This window comes from Pseudomonas sp. S3_G06 (assembly GCF_054667565.1).
Genome location: NZ_CP162738.1, coordinates 2533559 through 2553735 on the forward strand (window position 1 = coordinate 2533559; position 20177 = coordinate 2553735).

Below are 20177 nucleotides of genomic sequence, written 5' to 3' on the forward strand. Positions count from 1 at the left end.
CGAGCCTGCTCGCGAAGGCGACGGCCCATTCAAAGAAAATCTCAATTAAGAGACAAAAACAGCTCCCAGAACGCGACTCTGATCTAATTTCCTTATATTTCAAACAGTTAGAAGATTGGCACAAATCTCGCTAACCCACTCTCCGCACCCGTTCCACCCACAAAAATAACAATCCTGGAGAGACACACCATGAGTGTGATCATTGCCTTGGCAGCCCTGACGCTGCTGATGCTCGCCGCCTACCGTGGCTACAGCGTCATCCTCTTTGCCCCGATCGCCGCCCTCGGCGCGGTCCTGCTCACCGATCCGTCCGCCGTTGCCCCTGCGTTCACCGGGGTGTTCATGGACAAGATGGTCGGTTTCATCAAGCTCTATTTCCCGGTATTCCTGCTCGGCGCGGTGTTCGGCAAGCTCATCGAACTGTCCGGTTTCTCGCGCTCGATCGTCGCCGCTGCGATTCGCCTGCTTGGCACCAAACAAGCGATGCTGGTGATCGTGCTGGTGTGCGCCTTGCTCACTTATGGCGGCGTGTCGTTGTTCGTCGTTGTCTTCGCTGTTTACCCGTTTGCAGCGGAGATGTTCCGCCAGAGCAATATTCCCAAACGTCTGATCCCGGCGACCATTGCCCTCGGTGCATTCTCGTTCACCATGGACGCCCTGCCCGGCACGCCGCAGATCCAGAACATCATCCCCAGCACCTTCTTCAACACCACCGCATGGGCGGCGCCGTGGCTGGGGGTGATCGGCACGATTTTCGTGTTCTGCGCCGGCATGCTGTTTCTGCAGCGCCAACGCAACAAGGCGCAACGTGCCGGCGAAGGTTACGGCACTGAACTGCGCAACGAACCGGAAACCGCCGAAGACCTGAAGCTGCCCAACCCGTGGATTGCCCTGTCGCCATTGCTGGCGGTGGGCATCATGAACCTGCTCTTCACCCAGTGGATTCCGCAGTGGTACGGCAAGACCCACAGCCTGGCACTGCCGGGCATGGCCGCGCCGGTCACCACCGAAATCGCCAAGCTCACGGCGATCTGGGCGGTGCAGGCGGCGTTGCTGGTCGGCATCCTCATGGTCCTGGCGTTCGGTTTCAAGGCGATCAAAAGCAAGCTCGCCGAAGGCAGCAAAAGCGCGGTCAGCGGTGCGTTGCTCGCGGCCATGAACACCGCGTCTGAATACGGCTTTGGTGCGGTAATCGCTTCGCTGCCGGGGTTCCTGGTGCTGGCCGACTGGCTCAAGCAGATTCCCAATCCGTTGGTCAACGAAGCGATTACCGTGACACTGCTCGCCGGCATTACCGGATCGGCGTCGGGCGGCATGAGCATCGCGCTGGCGGCGATGTCCGAGCAGTTCATCAGTGCAGCGCACGCGGCGAATATTCCGCTGGAAGTGCTGCACCGCGTGGCCGCGATGGCCAGCGGCGGCATGGACACCCTGCCGCACAACGGCGCGGTAATCACCTTGCTGGCGGTGACCGGACTGACCCACCGCGAAGCCTACAAAGACATTTTCTGTATTACGCTGATCAAGACCCTCGCGGTTTTCGTGGTGATCGGCACTTTCTACGCCACTGGCATTGTGTGAGGTATTCATGACCACTCTTTCCGGCAAGACAGCCTTGGTAACCGGCTCCACCAGCGGCATCGGCCTGGGCATCGCGCTGACCCTCGCGAAAGCGGGCGCCAACCTGATTCTCAATGGCTTCGGCGACGCCTCGAAGGTGATCGCCGACGTCGCTCAGTACGGCGGCAAGGTCGGCCATCATCCCGCCGATGTCAGCGACCCGGCGCAGATTGCCGACATGGTCGCCTACGCCGAGCGCGAGTTTGGCGGCGTCGACATTCTGGTCAACAACGCCGGCATTCAGCACGTTGCGGCCGTAGAAGAGTTTCCTGTTGAGCGCTGGGATTCGATCATCGCGATCAACCTGTCATCGGTATTTCACAGCACGCGGTTGAGCCTGCCGGGCATGCGCCGCAAGAATTGGGGGCGCATCATCAATATCGCCTCGGTGCACGGCCAGGTCGGCTCCACCGGCAAAGCCGCGTACGTCGCCGCCAAGCATGGCGTGATCGGTCTGACTAAAGTGGTCGGGCTGGAAACCGCGACCAGCAACGTCACCTGCAATGCGATCTGTCCGGGCTGGGTGTTGACGCCGCTAGTGCAGAAGCAGATCGATGATCGCGCGGCCAAGGGTATTGATCCGCAGCAGGCGCAGCATGATCTGCTGGCGGAAAAACAGCCGTCGCTGGAGTTCGTTACACCGCAGCATTTGGGTGAGCTGGTGCTGTTCTTGTGCAGTGAAGCCGGCAGCCAGGTGCGCGGCGCGGCGTGGAATATTGATGGTGGGTGGTTGGCGCAATAAACACCTGGCCATTGTGGGAGCGAGCCTGCTCGCGAATCCGATAAGAAGAGGCAAACCCATGTCCGACATCCTCTGGCAACCCGACGCCCAGCGTATCGACCGTTCGCGGATGGACGTTTTCCGGCGCGAAATCAATCAGCGGCATTCGCTTGAGCTCGACGGCTACCCTGCCCTGCACCAATGGAGCATCGAGCAGCGCCCGGCGTTCTGGCAGGCGATCGTCGATTTCTTCGACATCCGCTTTCACACCCAGCCAGGCGCCGTTTTGCGTGAAGGTGCAGAAATGCCCAGCGCCGAGTGGTTTCCGGGCGCAACGCTGAACTTCGCTGAACACTTGCTGCGCCGACGCGACGATGCCGCGGCCGTGATCGCAGTTGCAGAGAATGGTCAGCGCGAGCAAATGACCTGGGCCGAGCTAGCCGAACACGTCGCCGGTTTTCAGGCCAGCCTGCGCGCGGCCGGCGTTGCGCAAGGCGATCGTGTAGCGGCGTGCATGCCCAACACCTGGCAAACCCTGGTGGCGATGCTGGCCACTACCAGCCTCGGCGCGATCTGGTCCTGCTCGTCGCCGGACTTCGGCACCCACGGCGTGATCGATCGTTTTGGCCAGATCGAACCGAAAGTGCTGCTCACCTGCGCCGGTTATCAATACGCCGGAAAAACCCTGGATCAGACCGCCAAGCTCAACGAAATCCTGGCACAACTGCCGTCACTGCAGCAGTTGATCATCGTGCAGTACGCCCGTGCGCAAGCGCGCATCGAGGATTATCAAACCCTGGCCGACGCCTCCTTCTGGGAGGATTTTTATCAACCCGGCGGCGAACCGGATTTCACCCCGGTGCCGTTCAATCATCCGCTCTACGTCCTGTACTCCAGCGGCACCACCGGCGTGCCGAAATGCATCGTCCACAGCTCCGGCGGTGTGCTGCTGCAACACGTCAAGGAACATGGTTTGCACTGCGACCTCGGTCCCGGTGACCGCTTGTTCTACTACACGACCTGCGGCTGGATGATGTGGAACTGGCTGGTTTCAGCGCTCGCCGTTGGCAGCGCCGTGGTGCTCTACGACGGCTCGCCGTTTCATCCGGATCACCAGCGCTTGCTCGACCTGATCGACGATGAACGCATCAGCGTGTTTGGCACCAGTCCGAAGTTTCTCGCGACGCTGGAAAGCAGCGGCGCCAGGCCCCGCGAAAGTCATGATTTGGGCAGTTTGAAAACGCTGCTGTGCACAGGTTCGGCTTTGTCACCGCAAAGCTACGATTTCGTTTACCGCGACTTCAAAACCGATGTGTGTCTGGCCTCGATGTCCGGTGGCACCGACATCGTTTCCTGCTTCGTCAATGGTAATCCGCTGTCGCCGGTGCGGCGCGGGGAAATCATGGGCAAGAGCCTGGGCATGGCCGTCGAAGTGTGGAACGACGCTCGCCAGCCGGTGATCGGTGAGAAAGGTGAGCTGGTCTGCACACGGCATTTCCCGGCGATGCCGATCGGCTTGTGGAATGACCCCGACGGCTCAAAACTCCGCCAGTCCTATTTCAGCCTGTTCCCCGGCGTCTGGGCACAGGGTGATTACGCCGAACAGTTGCCCCACGGCGCGATGATGATTCATGGCCGCTCGGATGCGGTGCTGAACCCGGGCGGCGTGCGCATCGGCACGGCGGAAATCTATCGTCAGGTCGAGAAGATCACCGAGGTGCTGGACAGCGTCGCCATCGGTCAGCAGTGGCAGGATGATGTGCGGGTCGTGCTGTTCGTGCGTCTGCGCGATGGTGTCGAACTCGATCAAGGGCTCGAACAGCGAATCCGCGAAGTGATCCGCGCCAATACCACGCCGAGGCATGTCCCGGCGCGGATTGTTGCAGTGACGGACATACCGCGCACCATCAGCGGCAAAGTCGTGGAGCTGGCGGTGCGCGATGTCGTGCACGCAAGGCCGGTGAAAAATACCGATGCACTGGCCAATCCCGAAGCGCTGGAGCAGTTTCGGGATCGACCGGAACTGGCTGATTGAAACCGGCACTGACGCCCTCATCCGACAGGCTGGCGGCAGTGCTTTTCATCAACGAGGTTTGTTCAAGGTAATGACCACCGGCTCGCCAATCGCCCGGCCTGCACTGGCCTCGAGCGCACTGGCAAGAACAGTCATGTTTTGATCGAAAGTGACCTCGTCAGTGATCAGTTGACTCAGCAATGAGGTGACCAGCGTGAGCGAGTCGGCGTTTTCGAAGGCTCTGGACGGCGCATGACAGTCAGCGCCGCTCTGCGACTGCGCCAGGCAACCTGCCCCCAGATTGAGCAATACGGACACATCCAGCTGCTGTCCGCTGTCACTGGCATGCACGGCGTCGGTGGCATAACCGACATCGTCGGTTTGTGCGCTGGCGTGGAACAGCTCATGAATCAGGTCGTCGGCGATCACATCGTGGTTCAGACCCATGCTGACGAAGTGTCGATTGAAGTTTTTCGTGTAGACCTCAACAAACGCTATAGCGCAATCACCGCTCGAACCCGCGTCTTTCCAGCGCTGGTAATTGTTTGCATCGAACGATGCCAGGGTGTCGTTGATCTTGAGGCCGTCGAGAACCATGTTGCTCAAGGAGAAACCGGCGAAATCGAAGCGGATCAAACGCAAGTAGTTCACCAGCCGATCAGTGGACACCTGAGAAGCATCGCCGAACACGATCTTCATCAGCGCGTCCCGATCGCGTTTGAAATCATGACGGTTGAAGATTTCCAATGCGTTGTCGATCTTGGCCCGGGCACGGGGCAGGCTTTGCTCGATGAACTTGCGCGTGTAACTGAGCGGCAACGTGCGCGGCGAAGCAGGCAGCTGCAAGGGGGCTTGATACACAAAACCCTCCAGAGACTTGCCCCACAAGTTGCCGCGTCGATTCAGCGAGTACCATTTGTCACCACTGCGCGCGGCCAGCACGGCGACGGCTTCATGCGTAGCCCCGCGTGGCCGCCAGCTCCCCAACCCGAATTGCGCGTTATCGGCCGCTTCAAGCAGATCATAGGATTGCCGGCGACCGCTGATCCTGTGCAATTGCCCCCTGGCCAGAGTAATCAGGTCATGAGTGTTCTTGTTGAACCGCAGCAGGCCCTTGTGTACCAGTTTACCGCCCGCCTGCAGACCAGAGGGCACACCGTCGAAGGTATTGAAAAGCGAGATGGCCGAAGTAAACGCCAGCCGGGTGAAACGCGCGGCCTTGGCAGTAGTGGAAATGGCCCTGGTGGAAATACTCAGCGCCTTCGAGCTGGCGCCAGCCACTGTTCCCACCAGGCCGATGCCGTCCATCAAACATCCGTAAACCCCGTCCACCATCTTGTTGTGTTCGCCCGAGGCGATGTCCTCGATGCATTTTTTGAACGGCACCAACAGGTCGATGAAGTAAGTCAGCAAGCGTTCGCCCTCTTCCCGGGAGAGCTCGAGCGGCGTCGGTACACGCACGAGCTCTCTGAGCTCGGTTTTATTCAGGAACGGTCTGTTCTCGGCGAGAAACCCGGCGATGCGCACGACGTTCGGGTCGTTGAATTTCTGGTAGAACCCTGGTTGCAACTGCGCAGATTGCGCTGGTGCTTTCAGCGCGCCGAAGTAATCGATGATCGCCATACTGCTGCTGATCGAAGCGTCCTCGGCCGCGGCATGGGTATAGCGCCTGATGTTCAGCGGAACGCTCTGGGTCAGGGTGTTGCTCAGGGGCGTCGTCATATTGGCACTGGCGCTCATTCTTGAGCGTTGCTGAAGCTTTTTTTCCCGTCTGATGAAAGCACCCAGCGCATCGTTCCTGCGGGTTTCTGCACGCGAGGTGAATAATTCATAACAAAGATCAGCGTCTTCATCAGACGTGTACATCACAACGCCGAAGCGGCCCGTGGCGGCATCCCGGCTTTGTTGTGTTTCTTGTTCAAGCCCTACATTCAAAGGTCCGCCGGCCCGGCGCGTAGTCACATAGGATGCCGATTCGCGCACGGTGAAAAAATGAATGTCGGCATTCATGAACACTTGCAGATCCGCTTCCGGCATGTGTGCCAACGCCAGCTTGACGGCAGACGTCATGCCGCCGTTCACCGCTTCGAAATGCACGGCCAACTGACGATCCATTTCCTCATCACAGGATTCAATCGTCAGCAGTCGCGGATAACGCTGATAAAGACTGAGACCCGCAGGGTTGTAGTTGATCGCAGGTTGCAGCAATCCGTTGGCGATCAAACGTACGGTGCGCCTGTCCCACTGACCGGTGACCAGATCGCCCGATTGGTGCAGCTCGACCATGGACATGATTAGCTGTCCGCCTTTCTCGGACAGCGCCTTTTCATCCAGTGTGTCGCAGCCAGGTGCAGCTTTTCTCAATTGGCTTCGGGCAATTTCCGCTCGGTTGGGTAACGGTGTCGAAAATGCGCGGGCTAGCTGGGCGAATTGGTCTGCGTGGTGCTCAAACGCGTCAATCGCCCTTCGTGTACAGGTTTCTTCTGCCTCTTCGAGTTCGGCTCTGGAGATAATCCGGTTGAGCAACGCCCACTCGACGATCGGGTCGATCAGCGCCAGATCGCGCATATGCTTCTGCGCTTCACTGACCGGCTCCAGTTCGCCGTAAGCGATGATCTGTGCATAGGTCAATTCCCGCGAGGCCCCGGTCTTTACTGCCTCGACCAATACTACAGCGCGACAGAACTTGACCCAGGCGATCGACCCAAGTGTCACTTCTGTCGGAATTTTCCTGACCAGAAATTCGGGTGCGTTGCGTGCCAGGAGAAGATGAACCACCAAAGGCGCCAATATCGGATCTACCCAGCGCTTGTTCCGCACAAACTCGGTGTAATCCTCGAGTATCTCTGATGGATGGCGCTCAAGATTGTCTGGCGAGTACAGGTCCCGCCGTTCGACCAGGTGGCGATGGCCGATCGATGGGTCCAGGTCGAGTAGGATCGCGGTCATCAACAATTGGCGGAGAATATTTTCGGAAAGCGTTTGCCCGTCATTCACCCCGTACCAATTCAGCTCTTTGATATAACTTCTGGCAAGATCCAGCGAAACTGGATAGGCGACAAATTCAACGAGGCGCTGCGCCGCCGTTTCGTGAGATATATCCGCGCGCCCCGTGACGTTGTACAAGGCTGTCAACAGTTTGCGCTTCGGCATCAACTTGGCGGTGACGCCACAAATATCTGCAAACTGCTCTTCGGATAACGCGTTGTGACTCTGCTCACTGGATTGAAAGTGATCCCAAAAAGCAACTGGCTCCCTGACCTCGGGTGAAAACTTGAACAAGCCGATCAAGTTACTGATCTTGGCCTTGGTGTCAGGCAGATCGATATCATGAAACTTGAACCACTGATCCAGGGTTACATCCAGATCGGGCCATACAAAACCGCCGGCGACTGCGGCAATGTCGGCGATGAGACTCACCGTCGAGCGCGTAGGTTGACTGTATTCAAAATACTGCGCCGCAACCAGATCTACCCAACCTCTGACGGCACGAACTTCCATCTTGCCTTCCGGCGTAATCCGAACCAGGCCGTTATGCTCGCGCGCCTCCTCTCGACCGATTGCACCAATGACCGGCCCGGTTTTCAGCAGTTCATTGAGCAGAAGTCTGCCGGGGTTATATATTTCATGCAGTGAAGAGCCTGGTTGCAACTCTACTTCACGCCCATACCAGTCTATATCGCGATCTTCAGTGTACTCATTCAATGCCTCTTCCAGATGCCGAAGAACCATATCGCGCTCGGTAGCATCTGCCGCAGACCGATACTTCCATTCAGCCAGCGCAACTTTCGATGGGCGGAATACTTTATTTTCCTTAACTTCGCTCAAGGTAAAACCTCATCAAACCAACTAGCTGACCATTCAGCGTGATGACGTTTTACCCAAACACATACAACCGAACCACGAGTTAATTATTAAGTGTTGTTGCCGTGCAAACACTCGATGCAATCGAAGACACCAAGTCAATCCATCAAACCCCACTCGCCAGTGCCTGTATTGTTAACACCTGCCTGATCGTGCTGAAGTTTGATTCGCAACTTCAAGTTATTCACCGAATCGGCATTCTTCAATGCTTCCTGCTCACTGATTGCACCTTCTGCAAACAGCGCAAACAGTGCCGCGTCAAATGTCTGCATACCGAGTCCGGTCGATTTTTCCATCATCGGCTTGAGCTCTTCGAACTGGCCGCGTCGGACCAGGTCAGCGATGGTCGGCGTACCCAGAAGAATTTCGACTGCCGCGCGCCTTTGCCCATCGGCAGTGCGGAGCAGACGCTGCGAAACACAGGCTTTGAGGTTGTTGCCCAATGTCTGCAAAAGCTGTTCGCGCTTCTCCTCGGGAAACATATTGATGATTCGATCCAGCGCCTGATTGGCGTTGGTCGCATGCAGCGTCGACAACACAAGATGGCCGGTGTCAGCGAATGACAGCGCATGCTCCATGGTTTCGCGGTCACGGATCTCACCAATCAATACAACATCCGGAGCCTGGCGCAGAGTGTTCTTCAAAGCCGCATGAAAGCTTCGGGTATCTACGCCGACTTCACGCTGATTGATGATCGAGCGCTTGTGCCGATGGATATATTCGATCGGGTCTTCGATCGTCACGATGTGTCCGGCGCTGTGGCGGTTACGGTGATCGATGAGTGCCGCCAGCGAAGTTGACTTGCCTGAACTGGTCGCGCCGACAAAAAGAATCAGGCCACGTTTGAGCATCACCGTTTCCAGCAACACCGGCGGCAGCTTCAGGTCTTCGAATCGCGGGATGTCGACCTTGACGTTGCGGATCACGATCGAAACGTCGTTGCGCTGCTTGAAAATGTTCACCCGGAACCGCCCGACGCCCGTTCGGGAGATTGCCAGGTTCATTTCCAGATCCCGGTCGAACTCCCGGCGCTGCTCGGCGTCCATCAGGGAGGTGGCGATGGCCGCGGTTTCGCCGGGATTGAATGGCTGATCGCTGAGCGCCGTCAGCACGCCATCAATGCGCGCACTCGGCGCTGCGCCGGTAGAGAGGAACAGATCCGAGCCGTTTTTTTGCGACAATATTGACAACAGTGCATCGATTTCCATGGCTGAAAGCACCCGCGAAGCATTGAATGAGCAAATTTGGCCGACGCTTGGCGCGGCTCCTGCAACAATGATAGACCCCGTCTCACCGAACCACGCTCAGGATTGAAACATGAATGCTGTATCCACCACCGATGACGCTCAGGCCCTGATTGCCCGCACCGACTGGAGCCGCAGCCCGCTGGGCGCCGCCGGCACCTGGCCGCAGAGCCTGCGCACGGCGGTGGACATCGTGATTCATTCGCCGATGCCGATGCTGCTGTTATGGGGTCCGCAACTCACGCAGATCTACAACAATGGCTTTGCCCTGCTCGCTGGCAGCAAGCATCCCGAAGCGTTCGGGCAGCCGACACATGAGGTCTGGCCAGAGGTGCGGGATTTTGCCGAGCCGATATACCAAGCAGTGCTGCAGGGCCAGGTGCGCAGCTTCAGCGAGCAGCGTTTCAGCGTGCAGCGGGACGGCAAAAAAACCGATTTCTGGCTGGATCTGACCTACAGCCCGATTCGCGATGAAACCGCACAGGTGGCCGGGATTCTGATCACTGCCATCGAAACCAACGAGCGCCGACGCATTGCCCTGGAATTGCAGCGTCGTTCCGAAGAAAGCCTCAAGGCCCAGCGCCAGTCCGAGGAGCGTCTGCAACTGGCCCTCGCCGCCACCGACGCCGTCGGCACCTGGGATTGGGACATTGGCGAAGACCGTTTCATCGCCGATGCGCACTTCGCCGAACTGCACGGCGTCGATCCGACCAGGGCCGGGCAGTTGCCGATCAGCGAATACATGCACGGGGTGCACCCCGAAGACCGCGCCATGGTCGCGCGCGGCATCAAATACTGCATCACCCATGGCACCGAGTACGCTGAGGAATATCGCCTGTTGCAGGCCGATGGCACGCTGCGCTGGGTGTTCGCGCGCGGGCGTTGCTACAAGGATCATCATGGTCGGCCGATGCGCTTTCTCGGCGCGGCGCTGGACCTGACCGAACGCAAACATACGGAACAGGCGCTGCGTCAGAGCCAGACCGAATTGCAGTTGATCATCAACGCCATGCCGATCCTGATCAGCTATGTCGACGCCGAAGAACGCTTTCGCTTGAACAACGCAGCCTATCTGGACTGGTACGGCCTGACGCCGCAGGAGTTGTATGGGCGCACGATCCGCGAAGTCATCGGCGAAGAGGCGTATTTCCTGCGTGCGCCGTACATCGCCGAAGCACTGGCCGGGCGCTCCTGCTCCTTCAGTTTCTACACGCCGCACCGCGACGGCAGCACCCGTCATGCCCTCATGAATTATCTGCCGCGACATGGCGCGGACGGCGCAGTGAATGGCTTCTACATCTTTGTCATCGACGAAACCGAGCGCAAGAAAACCGAGGAAGCCCTGCGCAATCTCAACGAGACCCTCGAAGAGCGGGTCAGCGCGCGCACCGAGCAACTGGCTCAGGCCAACGAGCGTTTGCAGAACGAGATGTTCGAACGCGAGCGCGCCGAAGACGCCTTGCGCCACGCGCAGAAGATGGAGGCTGTCGGCCAGCTCACCGGCGGCATCGCCCATGACTTCAACAACATGCTCACCGGCATCATCGGCAGCCTGGATCTGATGCAGCGCTATATCGCCAACGGTCGCGCCGATGAGATTGGTCGCTTCACCGAGGCGGCCGTGTCGTCGGCCAACCGTGCGGCCGCGCTGACGCATCGCTTGCTGGCCTTCTCGCGGCGCCAGTCCTTGGATCGCAAGCAACTGCACGTCAACGAACTGGTGCATTCACTGGAAGACCTGATCCGCCGCACCAAGGGCGATGCGATCGAGCTGCAACTGCGCCTGCCCGAGGATTTGTGGCCGGTGAGTACCGACGTCAGCCAGCTGGAAAATGCCCTGCTCAATCTGGTGATCAATGCCCGCGACGCGATGCCCGACGGCGGCACGTTGCTGATCCAGACCGCGAACGTGTATCTCGACAGCAGCGACACCACCATTCTCGAGCCGGTGAAGGCCGGGGAATACGTGATGCTAGCGGTCAGCGATAACGGCACCGGCATGACGCCGTCAATCCGTTCCAAGGCGTTCGACCCGTTTTTCACCACCAAACCGATCGGCCAAGGCACCGGGCTCGGCCTGTCAATGATTTATGGTTTCGCCCAGCAGTCCGGCGGCCATGTCAGCCTCGACAGTGTGCCGGGGCAAGGCACTTGTGTACGTCTGTACTTGCCGCGTTTGCTTGAGCCAGCACCCGAATCCTCGTCTGTGGAGAAAGCCGAACCGATTGCAGCTTCATCTTCAGGCGAGACCGCGATTGTGGTCGAGGATGATCCGGCAGTGCGCATGCTGGTGCTCGATCTGCTCAAGGAACTGGGCTACACAACCTTTGAAGCGGAAAACGCCACGAACGCCCTGCCCGTGCTCGAGTCCGTGCAACGCGTCGATCTGCTGGTTACCGATGTCGGCCTGCCGGGCATGAACGGGCGCCAGTTGGCGGAGATTGCTCGCCAACATCGTCCGGGGCTTAAAGTGCTGTTCATGACCGGTTACGCGCAGATTGCTGCCGAGCGTCAGGGCTTTCTTGAAGAGGGCATGGACATGGTCGCCAAGCCCTTTGTCCTTGAAGTGCTGGCGAGCAAGATTCGCAAGTTGAGCAACCCGACCCCGCGACTTGAGGCATAATCGCGCGCCCCGCTGTCACCCCGTTATCAGGTATTGCACGATGAAAGCCCAAGCCCGCCACATTCTGGTGAAAACCGCCGAAGAGGCCGAACAACTCAAACAGCGCATTGCCAAGGGCGAAGCGTTCGATGTGCTGGCGAAGAAATTTTCCACCTGCCCGTCCGGCAAACGCGGCGGCGACCTGGGCGAAGTGCGGCCGGGGCAGATGGTCGGCGCGATTGATGCGGTAATTTTCAAGAAACCGCTGCGCACCGTGCATGGGCCGATCAAGAGCAAGTTTGGGTATCACCTGGTGCAGGTGTTTTATCGGGATTGATTGCTGCTTCTGTGTAGGAGCTGACGAGTGCAACGAGGCTGCGATCTTTCGATTCTGCATTTTCGGATCAAGATCAAAAGATCGCAGCCTTCGGCGGCTCCTACAGGTATTGCATGTCAAGTTCGGGGGATCAGCGCCCCTGGCACCTGTATCACCCGACTGGCCAATTCATGTCCCGCTTGCGCCGCCTCTGCCGGACTGCCACCGAGCAAGCGCCTGGCCAGATACGCCGCACTGAACGAATCCCCCGCCGCTGTGGTGTCGACGACCTTGTCGACTTTCTGGGCCGGCACTTCAAACGCCTCCCCCTGACAACGAATCAGACACGCCTCGGCGCCGCGCTTGAGCACCACTTCCGGCGTGCCAATCTGCGCATACGTCGCAAACACCTCAGCGCAATCGGCAAACCCGAACAACGCCTGTTCGTCATCCACGGTGAGTAACGCCAGATCCACATATGGCAAGACGCTGCGATATGCCGCGCGCGCCTCTTCCACCGACGCCCACAGGCGCGGGCGGTAGTTGTTGTCGAAAACGATGCGTGCGCTGCGCTGTCTGGCTTCAATCAGGGTCTTGATCAGTCGGGCGCGGCCTTGCATTCCGAGTACAGCGAGGGTGATCCCGCTGAAATACAGCACGTCGTAGTCCGGCAACGCCGCGAGGATCGGCTCTGCCGCAGGGGTGGTGAAGCAATCGCGCACCGCCGCTTCGTTGCGCCAGTACAGGAAGCGCCGCTCGCCGTTGGCGTCGGTCTGGATGCAATACAGACCGGGCAGCCGACCGGGCAAGCGCTGCACCAGATCGAGGCCGATGCCTTCGCTGCGCCAGATCTGGCACATGGCGTCGCTGAAACTGTCATCGCCCAGCGCGGTGACGTAGTCGACTTGCGCCTTATCGCCCAGCGCGCGGGACAGATACACCGCCGTATTGAGGGTGTCGCCACCGAAGCTTTGCTGCAGACTGCCGTCGGCGCGTTGCTGCAGTTCGATCATGCATTCACCGATCAGGGCGATGCTTGGGGTGTTGTGAAAGATTTTCATCGGGTGGGATCTCGGGTGGTTCAGTGGTGGCTAAGCGGGCGTCTTCGCGAGCAGGCTCGCTCCCACAATGGAACGCATTGATCTTGTGGGAGCGAGCCTGCTCGCGAATAGCCGCCGCAACGCAATCTCAAGCCTTAGAAACAAGTCTCCATGGTCTCGATGACCGCCAACTGCTCATCCACCAGCAACCCTACCCGCCACTTGTCAAAAGTCAGGCATGGATGCGAAGTACCAAAGGAAATGATGTCGCCGACCCGCAGTTCTACACCCGGCGCCACGGTCATGAACGCATGCTGATCCATCACCGCCGTGACCTTGCACGCGCCGACATCATCCCCCGCCGCCGGCACCACGCCGGCCTTGTAGCGCAACAACGGCACCGGCAAACCGGCATCGAAGGCGACGTCGCGCTTGCCCAGGGCAATCACCGCAAAACCCGGTTCCGGCAGCGACTGCACATGAGCCCAGACTTCCAGCGCCGGGCGCAGGCCTTCGTGCAGGTCGCTGCGACGGTCGAGCACGCAGCACTGCGCCTCTTTGTAGATGCCATGGTCGTGCGCGACATAACTGCCCGGGCGCAACACACTGAGGAAGCGGCCAGCGGCGTTCTGGGTTTCGAAAGATTCGGCGATCAGGTCGTACCAGGCCGAACCCGACGCAGTGATGATCGGTCTGGCGATGGCAAAGGCGCCGCTGTCCTGTAGCTGCACCGCGAGGCGAACCAGCGACGCGGCGAATTCGCGAATGCCACGGACCGCGTGGTCGCCGTGAATAACACCTTCGTAACCTTCGATGCCGGTCAGGGCCAGTGCCGGTTGCGCATCGATGGCCTTGGCCAGCTCGATGACTTCCTGCTCGCTGCGGCAACCGCAACGGCCGCCAACCACGCCGTATTCGATCATCACGTTGAGCTTCACTCCCCGCGAAGCGAAGTAAGCCCCAAGGTCGGCGACGTTGTCGGGGTGATCGACCATGCAATGGAAATCGAACGTCGGATCAGCGAGCAGGTCGGCAATCAACGCCATGTTCGGCGTGCCGACCAGTTGATTGGCCATCAACACCCGGCGCACGCCGTGCGCATAGGCGGCGCGGGTCTGGGTGGCGCTGGCGAGGGTGATGCCCCAGGCGCCGGCGTCGAGCTGTCGTTTGAACAGTGCCGGAGTCATGCTGGTTTTGCCGTGAGGCGCCAGTTCGGCGCCGCTGTCGCTGACAAATTTCTGCATCCAGCGAATGTTGTGCTCCAGCGCCTCGCGGTGCAGCACCAGCGCCGGCAGGCTGACGTCGCGAGTCAATTGCGCACCGATGGCGGCGTCGCCTTTTTCTACGGCAGAGTTGATGGCAGTGGTCATGGTCCAATCCTCACAGGCGCGGCCGCAGGCAGCCGCGGTTATTCGTTGATCCGCCGGGCGAGGCTGTTGGCGCTCTCGATCAGCACCCGGCGATAGTCGTTGTAATTGTTTTTCGCATCGGCGCGCGGGGCGACGATGCACAACGTGCAAATGGCCACGCCTTGCGGGTCTTTGACCGGCGCGGCGAAGCAATGGGTGAAGGTGTCGGCGACGCTGTCGAAGGAGAAGAAGCCATCGCTGCCGGCCTGACGAATTTCCGCCAGAAAACGGTCCAGTGGCAGGCGTTCGCCGTCGGGCAGGATGTAGTCGTCTTCGTCGATCAGGTCGATGATCTGCTGATCGCTCAAATGCGCGAGCAACAGACGCCCGGAAGCCGTCCACGGGATCGGCGCGTTTTCACCGATATCCGATGAGATGCGGAAATGCCGCTCGCCCTCCTTCATCAACGCCACCGTGTATTTGCGCCCGTTGAGCAGACACATCTGCGCAGTTTCGCGGGTCTGGCTGACGATCTCCTGCAAAGCGTGATCGGCCTCGCGGCTGAGGTCGAAATGCCGCAGATGCGCCTGACCAAGGAAGTACAACTGGCGGCCAAGGTAGACGTGACCGTCCTTGCCCACCGGCTCGAGAATCCGTCGCTCCAGCAAGGATGCGACCAGTTCGTAGACCGTCGACTTCGGACTGCCGATGCCATTGGCGATGTCGTTGGGGCGCAGGGGCTGGCCGATTTCTTTGAGAAAATCGAGGATATCGAACGCCCGGTCCAGACCGCGTGCCCGGCGCTTGATGGTGTCTTCGGTCATGTCAGTGGTTTCCATTCAAAGTCGCCGGGAGTTTACCGAGAGTCCAGTGTCGCCTGTTACATCGCTTTCGCGAGCAGGCTCGCTCCCACAGGAAAACGCATTCCAAATGTGGGAGCGAGCCTGCTCGCGAAGAGGGCTGCACTTGTTTCAGGCCTTCTTCTTGTAGGCAATGCAGTCGATCTCAACCTTGCAATCAACCATCATGCTCGCCTGCACACAGGCCCGCGCCGGGGCGTGTTCGGGTTTGAAATACTCGGCGAAGACCTTGTTGAAACTGCTGAAATCCCGTGGATCGTCCAGCCAGACGCCGGCGCGGACCACGTCCTCGAGGCCATAACCAGCCTCTTCGAGAATGGCGATCAGGTTCTTCATGGTCTGGTGGGTCTGTTCGACGATGCCGCCAACGATAATCTCGCCATCCACCGCCGGTACCTGGCCGGACACATGCAGCCAGCCATCCGCTTCAACAGCGCGGGCGAATGGACGAGGCTGGCCGCCGGCGGCGGTGCTGCCGGTGCCGTAACGCGTAATGCTCATGGGTGTTTCTCCTGATTGCAAAAGTACAGATTCAAAACCGCGTGCTCTTGAGAAATTCCGCCAGACGCGGCGATTGCGGGCGTTCGAACAGTTCCTTGGGAGGTCCCTGCTCTTCGATCCGCCCTTGATTCATGAAAACGATCTTGTCCGAGACCTCGAAGGCGAAACGCATTTCGTGGGTCACCAGCAACATGGTCATGCCATCCTCGGCCAGCCCCTTGATCACGTTGAGCACCTCACCGACCAGCTCCGGGTCGAGGGCCGATGTGACTTCGTCAAAGAGCATCAGGCTGGGGTTCATCGCAATCGCTCGGGCAATCGCCACGCGCTGTTGCTGGCCGCCGGACAACTGACCGGGAAAGTGATTGCGCCGCTCCAGCAGGCCAACGCGCTCCAGCCATTTCTCCGCGAGCACTACGGCTTCGTCCTTGTGCATCTTCTTCACCTTGAGCAGGCCCAAGGTGACGTTCTGCAACGCGGTCAGGTGCGGGAAGAGGTTGAATTGCTGGAAGGCCATGCCGGTCATCGCACGATGGCGGGCAATGACCTTTTCCGCATGGCGCACGCGTTTGCCGTTGACCTCGTCGTAGCCGATGGACTCGCCGTCGAGCAGGATCTGCCCGCCCTGGAATTCTTCGAGCATGTTCACGCAACGCAGCAGCGTGGTTTTGCCCGAACCGCTGGAGCCGATCAGCGTGACGACGTTACCGCGCTGCATGCTCAGGTCGACACCCTTGAGCACTTCCACCGCGCCGTACTGTTTGTGCAGGCCGCGAATGTCCAGCAATGCCTGATCCTGTGAAGCAACTTGAGCTTGAGTCATGGCAAGGCCACCCGCTTTTCAATGTGCCGGCCGAGTAATTCGATGCCGTAGTTGATGACGAAGAACAGAAAACCGGCGAACAGGTAGAACTCCAGGGTCATGAAGTTCCGGGCGATGATCTGTTGTGTGCTGAGCAGCAATTCGGCGACGCCGATCACCGAGAGCAAGGTCGACGCCTTGACGATTTCGGTGGACGAGTTGACCCAGGTCGGCAGGATCTGCCGCAGCGCCTGAGGTAACAGGACGTAGCCGAGGGATTGATAGAACGTCAGGCCGATGGCTTTCCCCGCCTCCATCTGCCCACGCGGCAAGGCTTGCAGCGCACCACGAACGATTTCGGCGACGTGCGAGCCGCAAAACAGCGTCAGGCCCAGGGCTCCGGCCTGAAACGCACTGATCTGCCAACCGAGCGCCGGCGCCATATAAAAGCAGGCCAGCACCAATACAAACACCGGTGTGCCGCGAATCAGATCGACGTACAGCCGAAACGGCGCGCGCATCCAGAATCTGCCGTACGTCAGGACCAGGCCGGCAACCACGCCGAGCATGGTGCCCAACACAATGGCCAGCGCCGAGACCTGCACACTGGTCAGAAAGCCCTGCCACAACGGCTCGCGCGCGACCCACAATTCATGCAACCAACTGGGAGATTCGTACATCGCAGCCTCCTATCGGCGGATCGCCAGACGCTGCTCGAGGTAACGCAGCAGCATGGCAATGAGGTAACAGGCCGCGACATACAACGCCGTGGTCACCAGCCAGGTTTCGATCACCCGGTAGCTTTCGACGTTGATCTTGCGCGCGTAATAGGTCAGCTCCGGCACCGCAATCGCAGCGGCAAGCGAGGTGTCCTTGAACAGCGAAATGAAGTTGTTCGACAGCGCCGGCAACACGTTGCGCAGCATCACCGGCACGGTGACGTAAGCCTTGACCTGCCATTCACCGAGACCGATTGCCAGCCCGGCTTCGCGCTGGCCTTTGGGAATGCTCAGCAAGCCGCCACGGAAGACTTCGGTCAGGTACGCGCCGGCATACAGCGACAGCGTGATGATGAACGAAGGAATCTTGTCCAGACGAATGCCAAGGCTGGGCAGTGCAAAGTAGATCAACAGAATCAACACCAGGATCGGCGTGTTACGCACTACCGTGACGTACACCGAGGCCAACACCCGCAAGGCGCGATGTTTGGAGAGCAAGGCAAACGCCATCAGCAGGCCGATCACGCAGCCGATGGCGATCGACACCAGCGCCAGCTGCAAGCCCAGACCGAGCCCCGCCAGCAAGGTGTCGAAATCGCGCCACACGGCGGCAAAGTTCAACTGATAGTTCATGGTCAGCAGTACCTTGAGCGGGGCGATTTGACTCGCCCCACTCTCACGGGATCATTTGAATTCGACTGGGAAACCGATGGCTGGCGATGGCAGATCAACACCGAACCATTGTTTGAACGAAGCGGCATAGGTCGGGAATTCAACCCCGGTCATGGCTTCATGCAGTGCGGTGTTGACGAAGTTCAGCCAGTCCTGATCGCCACGTTTGACGGCGCAAGCGTAAGTCTGCGGGCTCCAGGCGTAGCTCGGGCTGCGGTAGCGGCCAGGGTTCTGCACCATCAGGTATTTGACCGACGACTGATCGGTGGCGGCGGCATCGGCGCGACCGGAGTTCACGGCCTGGTACATCAAGTCGACGCTGTCGTACTGATCGACTTTGGCCTTGGGCAATGCCTGATGCACCAGTTCTTCGGCGTAGACGTTCTGCAGCACCGCAACGGTGACGTCGTCGCCCGCCGCCTGCAGGTCTTCGATTTCCTTGTACTTGCTGTTGTTCGGCAACAGCAGCCCAACACCTTCGCGGTAGTACGGCAGGGTGAACGCGACTTGCTGTGCGCGGCTGGCGGTAACGGTGATGAACTGGCAGCTCATGTCGACCTTGTCGGTGAGCAGATTGGGAATCCGCGCATCGGACGACTGCACCACGAACTCGACCTTGCTCGGGTCGTTGAACAGCCCTTTGGCCACGATCCTGGCGATGTCGATATCAAAACCCTGCAACTTGCCGTCCGCGCCCTGAAAGTGCCACGGCGCATTGGTGCTGCCAGTGCCCACGATCAACTTGCCACGGGCGAGAACACTGTCGAGCTTGCTGTCGGCAGCCTGGGCCAGGCCCATGACCGAGGAAGAAGCCGCGAGAACAAAAACACACGCTTTGAACAACGAAGGACGGCGATGCATGGCAAGCACTCCAGAATTGTGTTTATTCCGCTATACCGGAACACGGTTTGTTACTACGGAATAGACAGCAGAAAGTGTGCCACAGGAATCTCGCGAAATCTGTAACTGCTTTTAACGCTATTGGAATCAACAAGATATGATTCGTGGACCAAAGGGTTTGGCCCGACTTAGAACGAAGGAAAGACCTGACACAGCCATTAAAGGGGTAATGCGTTCCCAACTTGGGTCAGATCGCGCCGTTGTGGTGCGAATCAGGGTGACAGTTGAACAAGACCCGGTATCAGCGCTTTAGCGCCTGCCTGTAGACATCCCCACCCTGCCGTTTCCCGACGGCTATCACCGTCACGACAGCACTTCTCGTGGTTACGCACCCCACCTGTAATTTCTGACAGTAGACCGCGACGCCCCTGCTCCTTTAACGTCAAGGTGCCTACCCGCTCGTTGAAAAGGACCCTTCGATGAACGCCACAAACACAACTTCCGCGCTGGATCCGGTCTACCGCAAAGCCCTGAAAACCTGGCGTCCGGTCATTCTGTATTTCGCCAATGATCACTGCCCCGCCTGCGAATGGGCCGGGCCGATCTTTCGGCAGATTGCCGAGCCATACCGACTGCGCGCCAACATCTATATGCTCAACACCAGCCAATCGCCCAAGCACCCGAACGTCACGGGCACGCCGACAGTGCTGTTCTATAAAAACGGCAGGCTGCTGAAAAAGCTCAAAGGTATCGGCACCGAGGAAACCCTGGCGAGGGATATGGCCCGGCATGTCGGCAGGACAAAGGCTCCCGCAACGCCACGCAAACATCACCATGATCTGGCATGGCTGCGGCGCACCCTCAGGACGTTGCGCACCGTCACTGGTTCGCGCCACCGGGTTTTGCGCTGACCCGACCGGTATTGGACAACCTGTTGTCTGCCTGCTTTGCTGTTGAGCAAACACATTGCGCGCCGCCCGCCGGTTCGGGTGGTTGCCAGATTTGCGCAGACA

The 20177-nt window shown here is 59.3% G+C and carries 16 protein-coding genes; 6 read left to right on the top strand and 10 right to left on the bottom strand.

Annotated elements, in window-relative coordinates; all coding sequences use genetic code 11:
• The first annotated feature begins 189 nt into the window (after positions 1-189).
• The 3 genes from AB4N47_RS11350 to AB4N47_RS11360 are packed head-to-tail and all read left to right on the top strand — an operon-like array spanning position 190 to position 4376.
• On the top strand, positions 190-1581 hold the full coding sequence (locus tag AB4N47_RS11350; protein WP_016774505.1) for a GntP family permease: 1392 nt from the start codon (positions 190-192) through the stop codon (positions 1579-1581).
• A gap of 7 nt (positions 1582-1588) precedes the next feature.
• Positions 1589-2362, top strand: coding sequence for a 3-hydroxybutyrate dehydrogenase (hbdH, locus tag AB4N47_RS11355; RefSeq protein WP_122610517.1), 774 nt, complete (start codon positions 1589-1591; stop codon positions 2360-2362).
• Between the two features lie 58 nt (positions 2363-2420).
• Positions 2421-4376 (top strand): acetoacetate--CoA ligase, encoded by a 1956-nt coding sequence (locus AB4N47_RS11360; protein ID WP_341637672.1) that lies wholly within the window; start codon positions 2421-2423, stop codon positions 4374-4376.
• A 48-nt stretch (positions 4377-4424) separates the two neighbouring features.
• Here AB4N47_RS11360 and AB4N47_RS11365 read toward each other — a convergent pair whose 3' ends face one another.
• Both AB4N47_RS11365 and AB4N47_RS11370 read right to left on the bottom strand, forming a co-directional pair.
• On the bottom strand, positions 4425-8183 hold the full coding sequence (locus AB4N47_RS11365) for a hypothetical protein (protein WP_460154538.1): 3759 nt from the start codon (positions 8181-8183) through the stop codon (positions 4425-4427).
• A 134-nt stretch (positions 8184-8317) separates the two neighbouring features.
• Positions 8318-9427: a PilT/PilU family type 4a pilus ATPase gene (locus AB4N47_RS11370; RefSeq protein ID WP_460154539.1), complete on the bottom strand. Its 1110-nt coding sequence runs from the start codon at positions 9425-9427 to the stop codon at positions 8318-8320.
• Between the two features lie 109 nt (positions 9428-9536).
• Here AB4N47_RS11370 and AB4N47_RS11375 point away from each other — a divergent pair, with 109 nt between their 5' ends.
• Together AB4N47_RS11375 and AB4N47_RS11380 are read left to right on the top strand one after the other, a co-directional pair.
• The gene (locus AB4N47_RS11375) at positions 9537-12086 is read left to right on the top strand and encodes a PAS domain-containing hybrid sensor histidine kinase/response regulator (protein WP_341637675.1); all 2550 of its coding nucleotides are present in this window, start codon (positions 9537-9539) and stop codon (positions 12084-12086) included.
• A gap of 40 nt (positions 12087-12126) precedes the next feature.
• Complete coding sequence (locus tag AB4N47_RS11380) at positions 12127-12402, top strand: peptidylprolyl isomerase (RefSeq protein ID WP_007912322.1); 276 nt, start codon at positions 12127-12129, stop codon at positions 12400-12402.
• Between the two features lie 116 nt (positions 12403-12518).
• Here AB4N47_RS11380 and kdgK read toward each other — a convergent pair whose 3' ends face one another.
• The 8 genes from kdgK to AB4N47_RS11420 all read right to left on the bottom strand — a co-directional run bounded on the left by kdgK (position 12519) and on the right by AB4N47_RS11420 (position 19185).
• Positions 12519-13442, bottom strand: coding sequence for a 2-dehydro-3-deoxygluconokinase (gene kdgK, locus AB4N47_RS11385; protein ID WP_341637676.1), 924 nt, complete (start codon positions 13440-13442; stop codon positions 12519-12521).
• A gap of 134 nt (positions 13443-13576) precedes the next feature.
• Entirely contained in the window at positions 13577-14791 is a 1215-nt protein-coding gene (locus tag AB4N47_RS11390) for an amino acid deaminase (RefSeq protein ID WP_341637677.1), read from the bottom strand.
• A 38-nt stretch (positions 14792-14829) separates the two neighbouring features.
• Positions 14830-15594: an IclR family transcriptional regulator gene (locus AB4N47_RS11395; RefSeq protein WP_016774498.1), complete on the bottom strand. Its 765-nt coding sequence runs from the start codon at positions 15592-15594 to the stop codon at positions 14830-14832.
• A 147-nt stretch (positions 15595-15741) separates the two neighbouring features.
• On the bottom strand, positions 15742-16131 hold the full coding sequence (locus tag AB4N47_RS11400; protein WP_016774497.1) for a RidA family protein: 390 nt from the start codon (positions 16129-16131) through the stop codon (positions 15742-15744).
• Positions 16132-16162: 31 nt separating this feature from the next.
• Positions 16163-16954, bottom strand: coding sequence for an amino acid ABC transporter ATP-binding protein (locus tag AB4N47_RS11405; protein WP_073474746.1), 792 nt, complete (start codon positions 16952-16954; stop codon positions 16163-16165).
• Positions 16951-17613 carry an amino acid ABC transporter permease gene (locus tag AB4N47_RS11410; protein WP_016774495.1) on the bottom strand — a complete coding sequence of 221 codons (663 nt, stop codon included), beginning with the start codon at positions 17611-17613 and terminating at the stop codon, positions 16951-16953. The genes AB4N47_RS11405 and AB4N47_RS11410 overlap by 4 nt, the downstream gene beginning before the upstream one ends.
• Positions 17614-17622: 9 nt before the next feature.
• Positions 17623-18285 carry an amino acid ABC transporter permease gene (locus AB4N47_RS11415; RefSeq protein ID WP_024012746.1) on the bottom strand — a complete coding sequence of 221 codons (663 nt, stop codon included), beginning with the start codon at positions 18283-18285 and terminating at the stop codon, positions 17623-17625.
• Positions 18286-18336: 51 nt separating this feature from the next.
• The gene (locus AB4N47_RS11420; protein ID WP_016774493.1) at positions 18337-19185 is read right to left on the bottom strand and encodes a transporter substrate-binding domain-containing protein; all 849 of its coding nucleotides are present in this window, start codon (positions 19183-19185) and stop codon (positions 18337-18339) included.
• 458 nt (positions 19186-19643) lie between these two features.
• On the opposite strand from AB4N47_RS11420, the gene AB4N47_RS11425 reads away from it, so the two are divergent.
• The gene (locus tag AB4N47_RS11425; protein WP_341637678.1) at positions 19644-20075 is read left to right on the top strand and encodes a thioredoxin family protein; all 432 of its coding nucleotides are present in this window, start codon (positions 19644-19646) and stop codon (positions 20073-20075) included.
• The last annotated feature ends 102 nt before the right edge of the window (positions 20076-20177 follow it).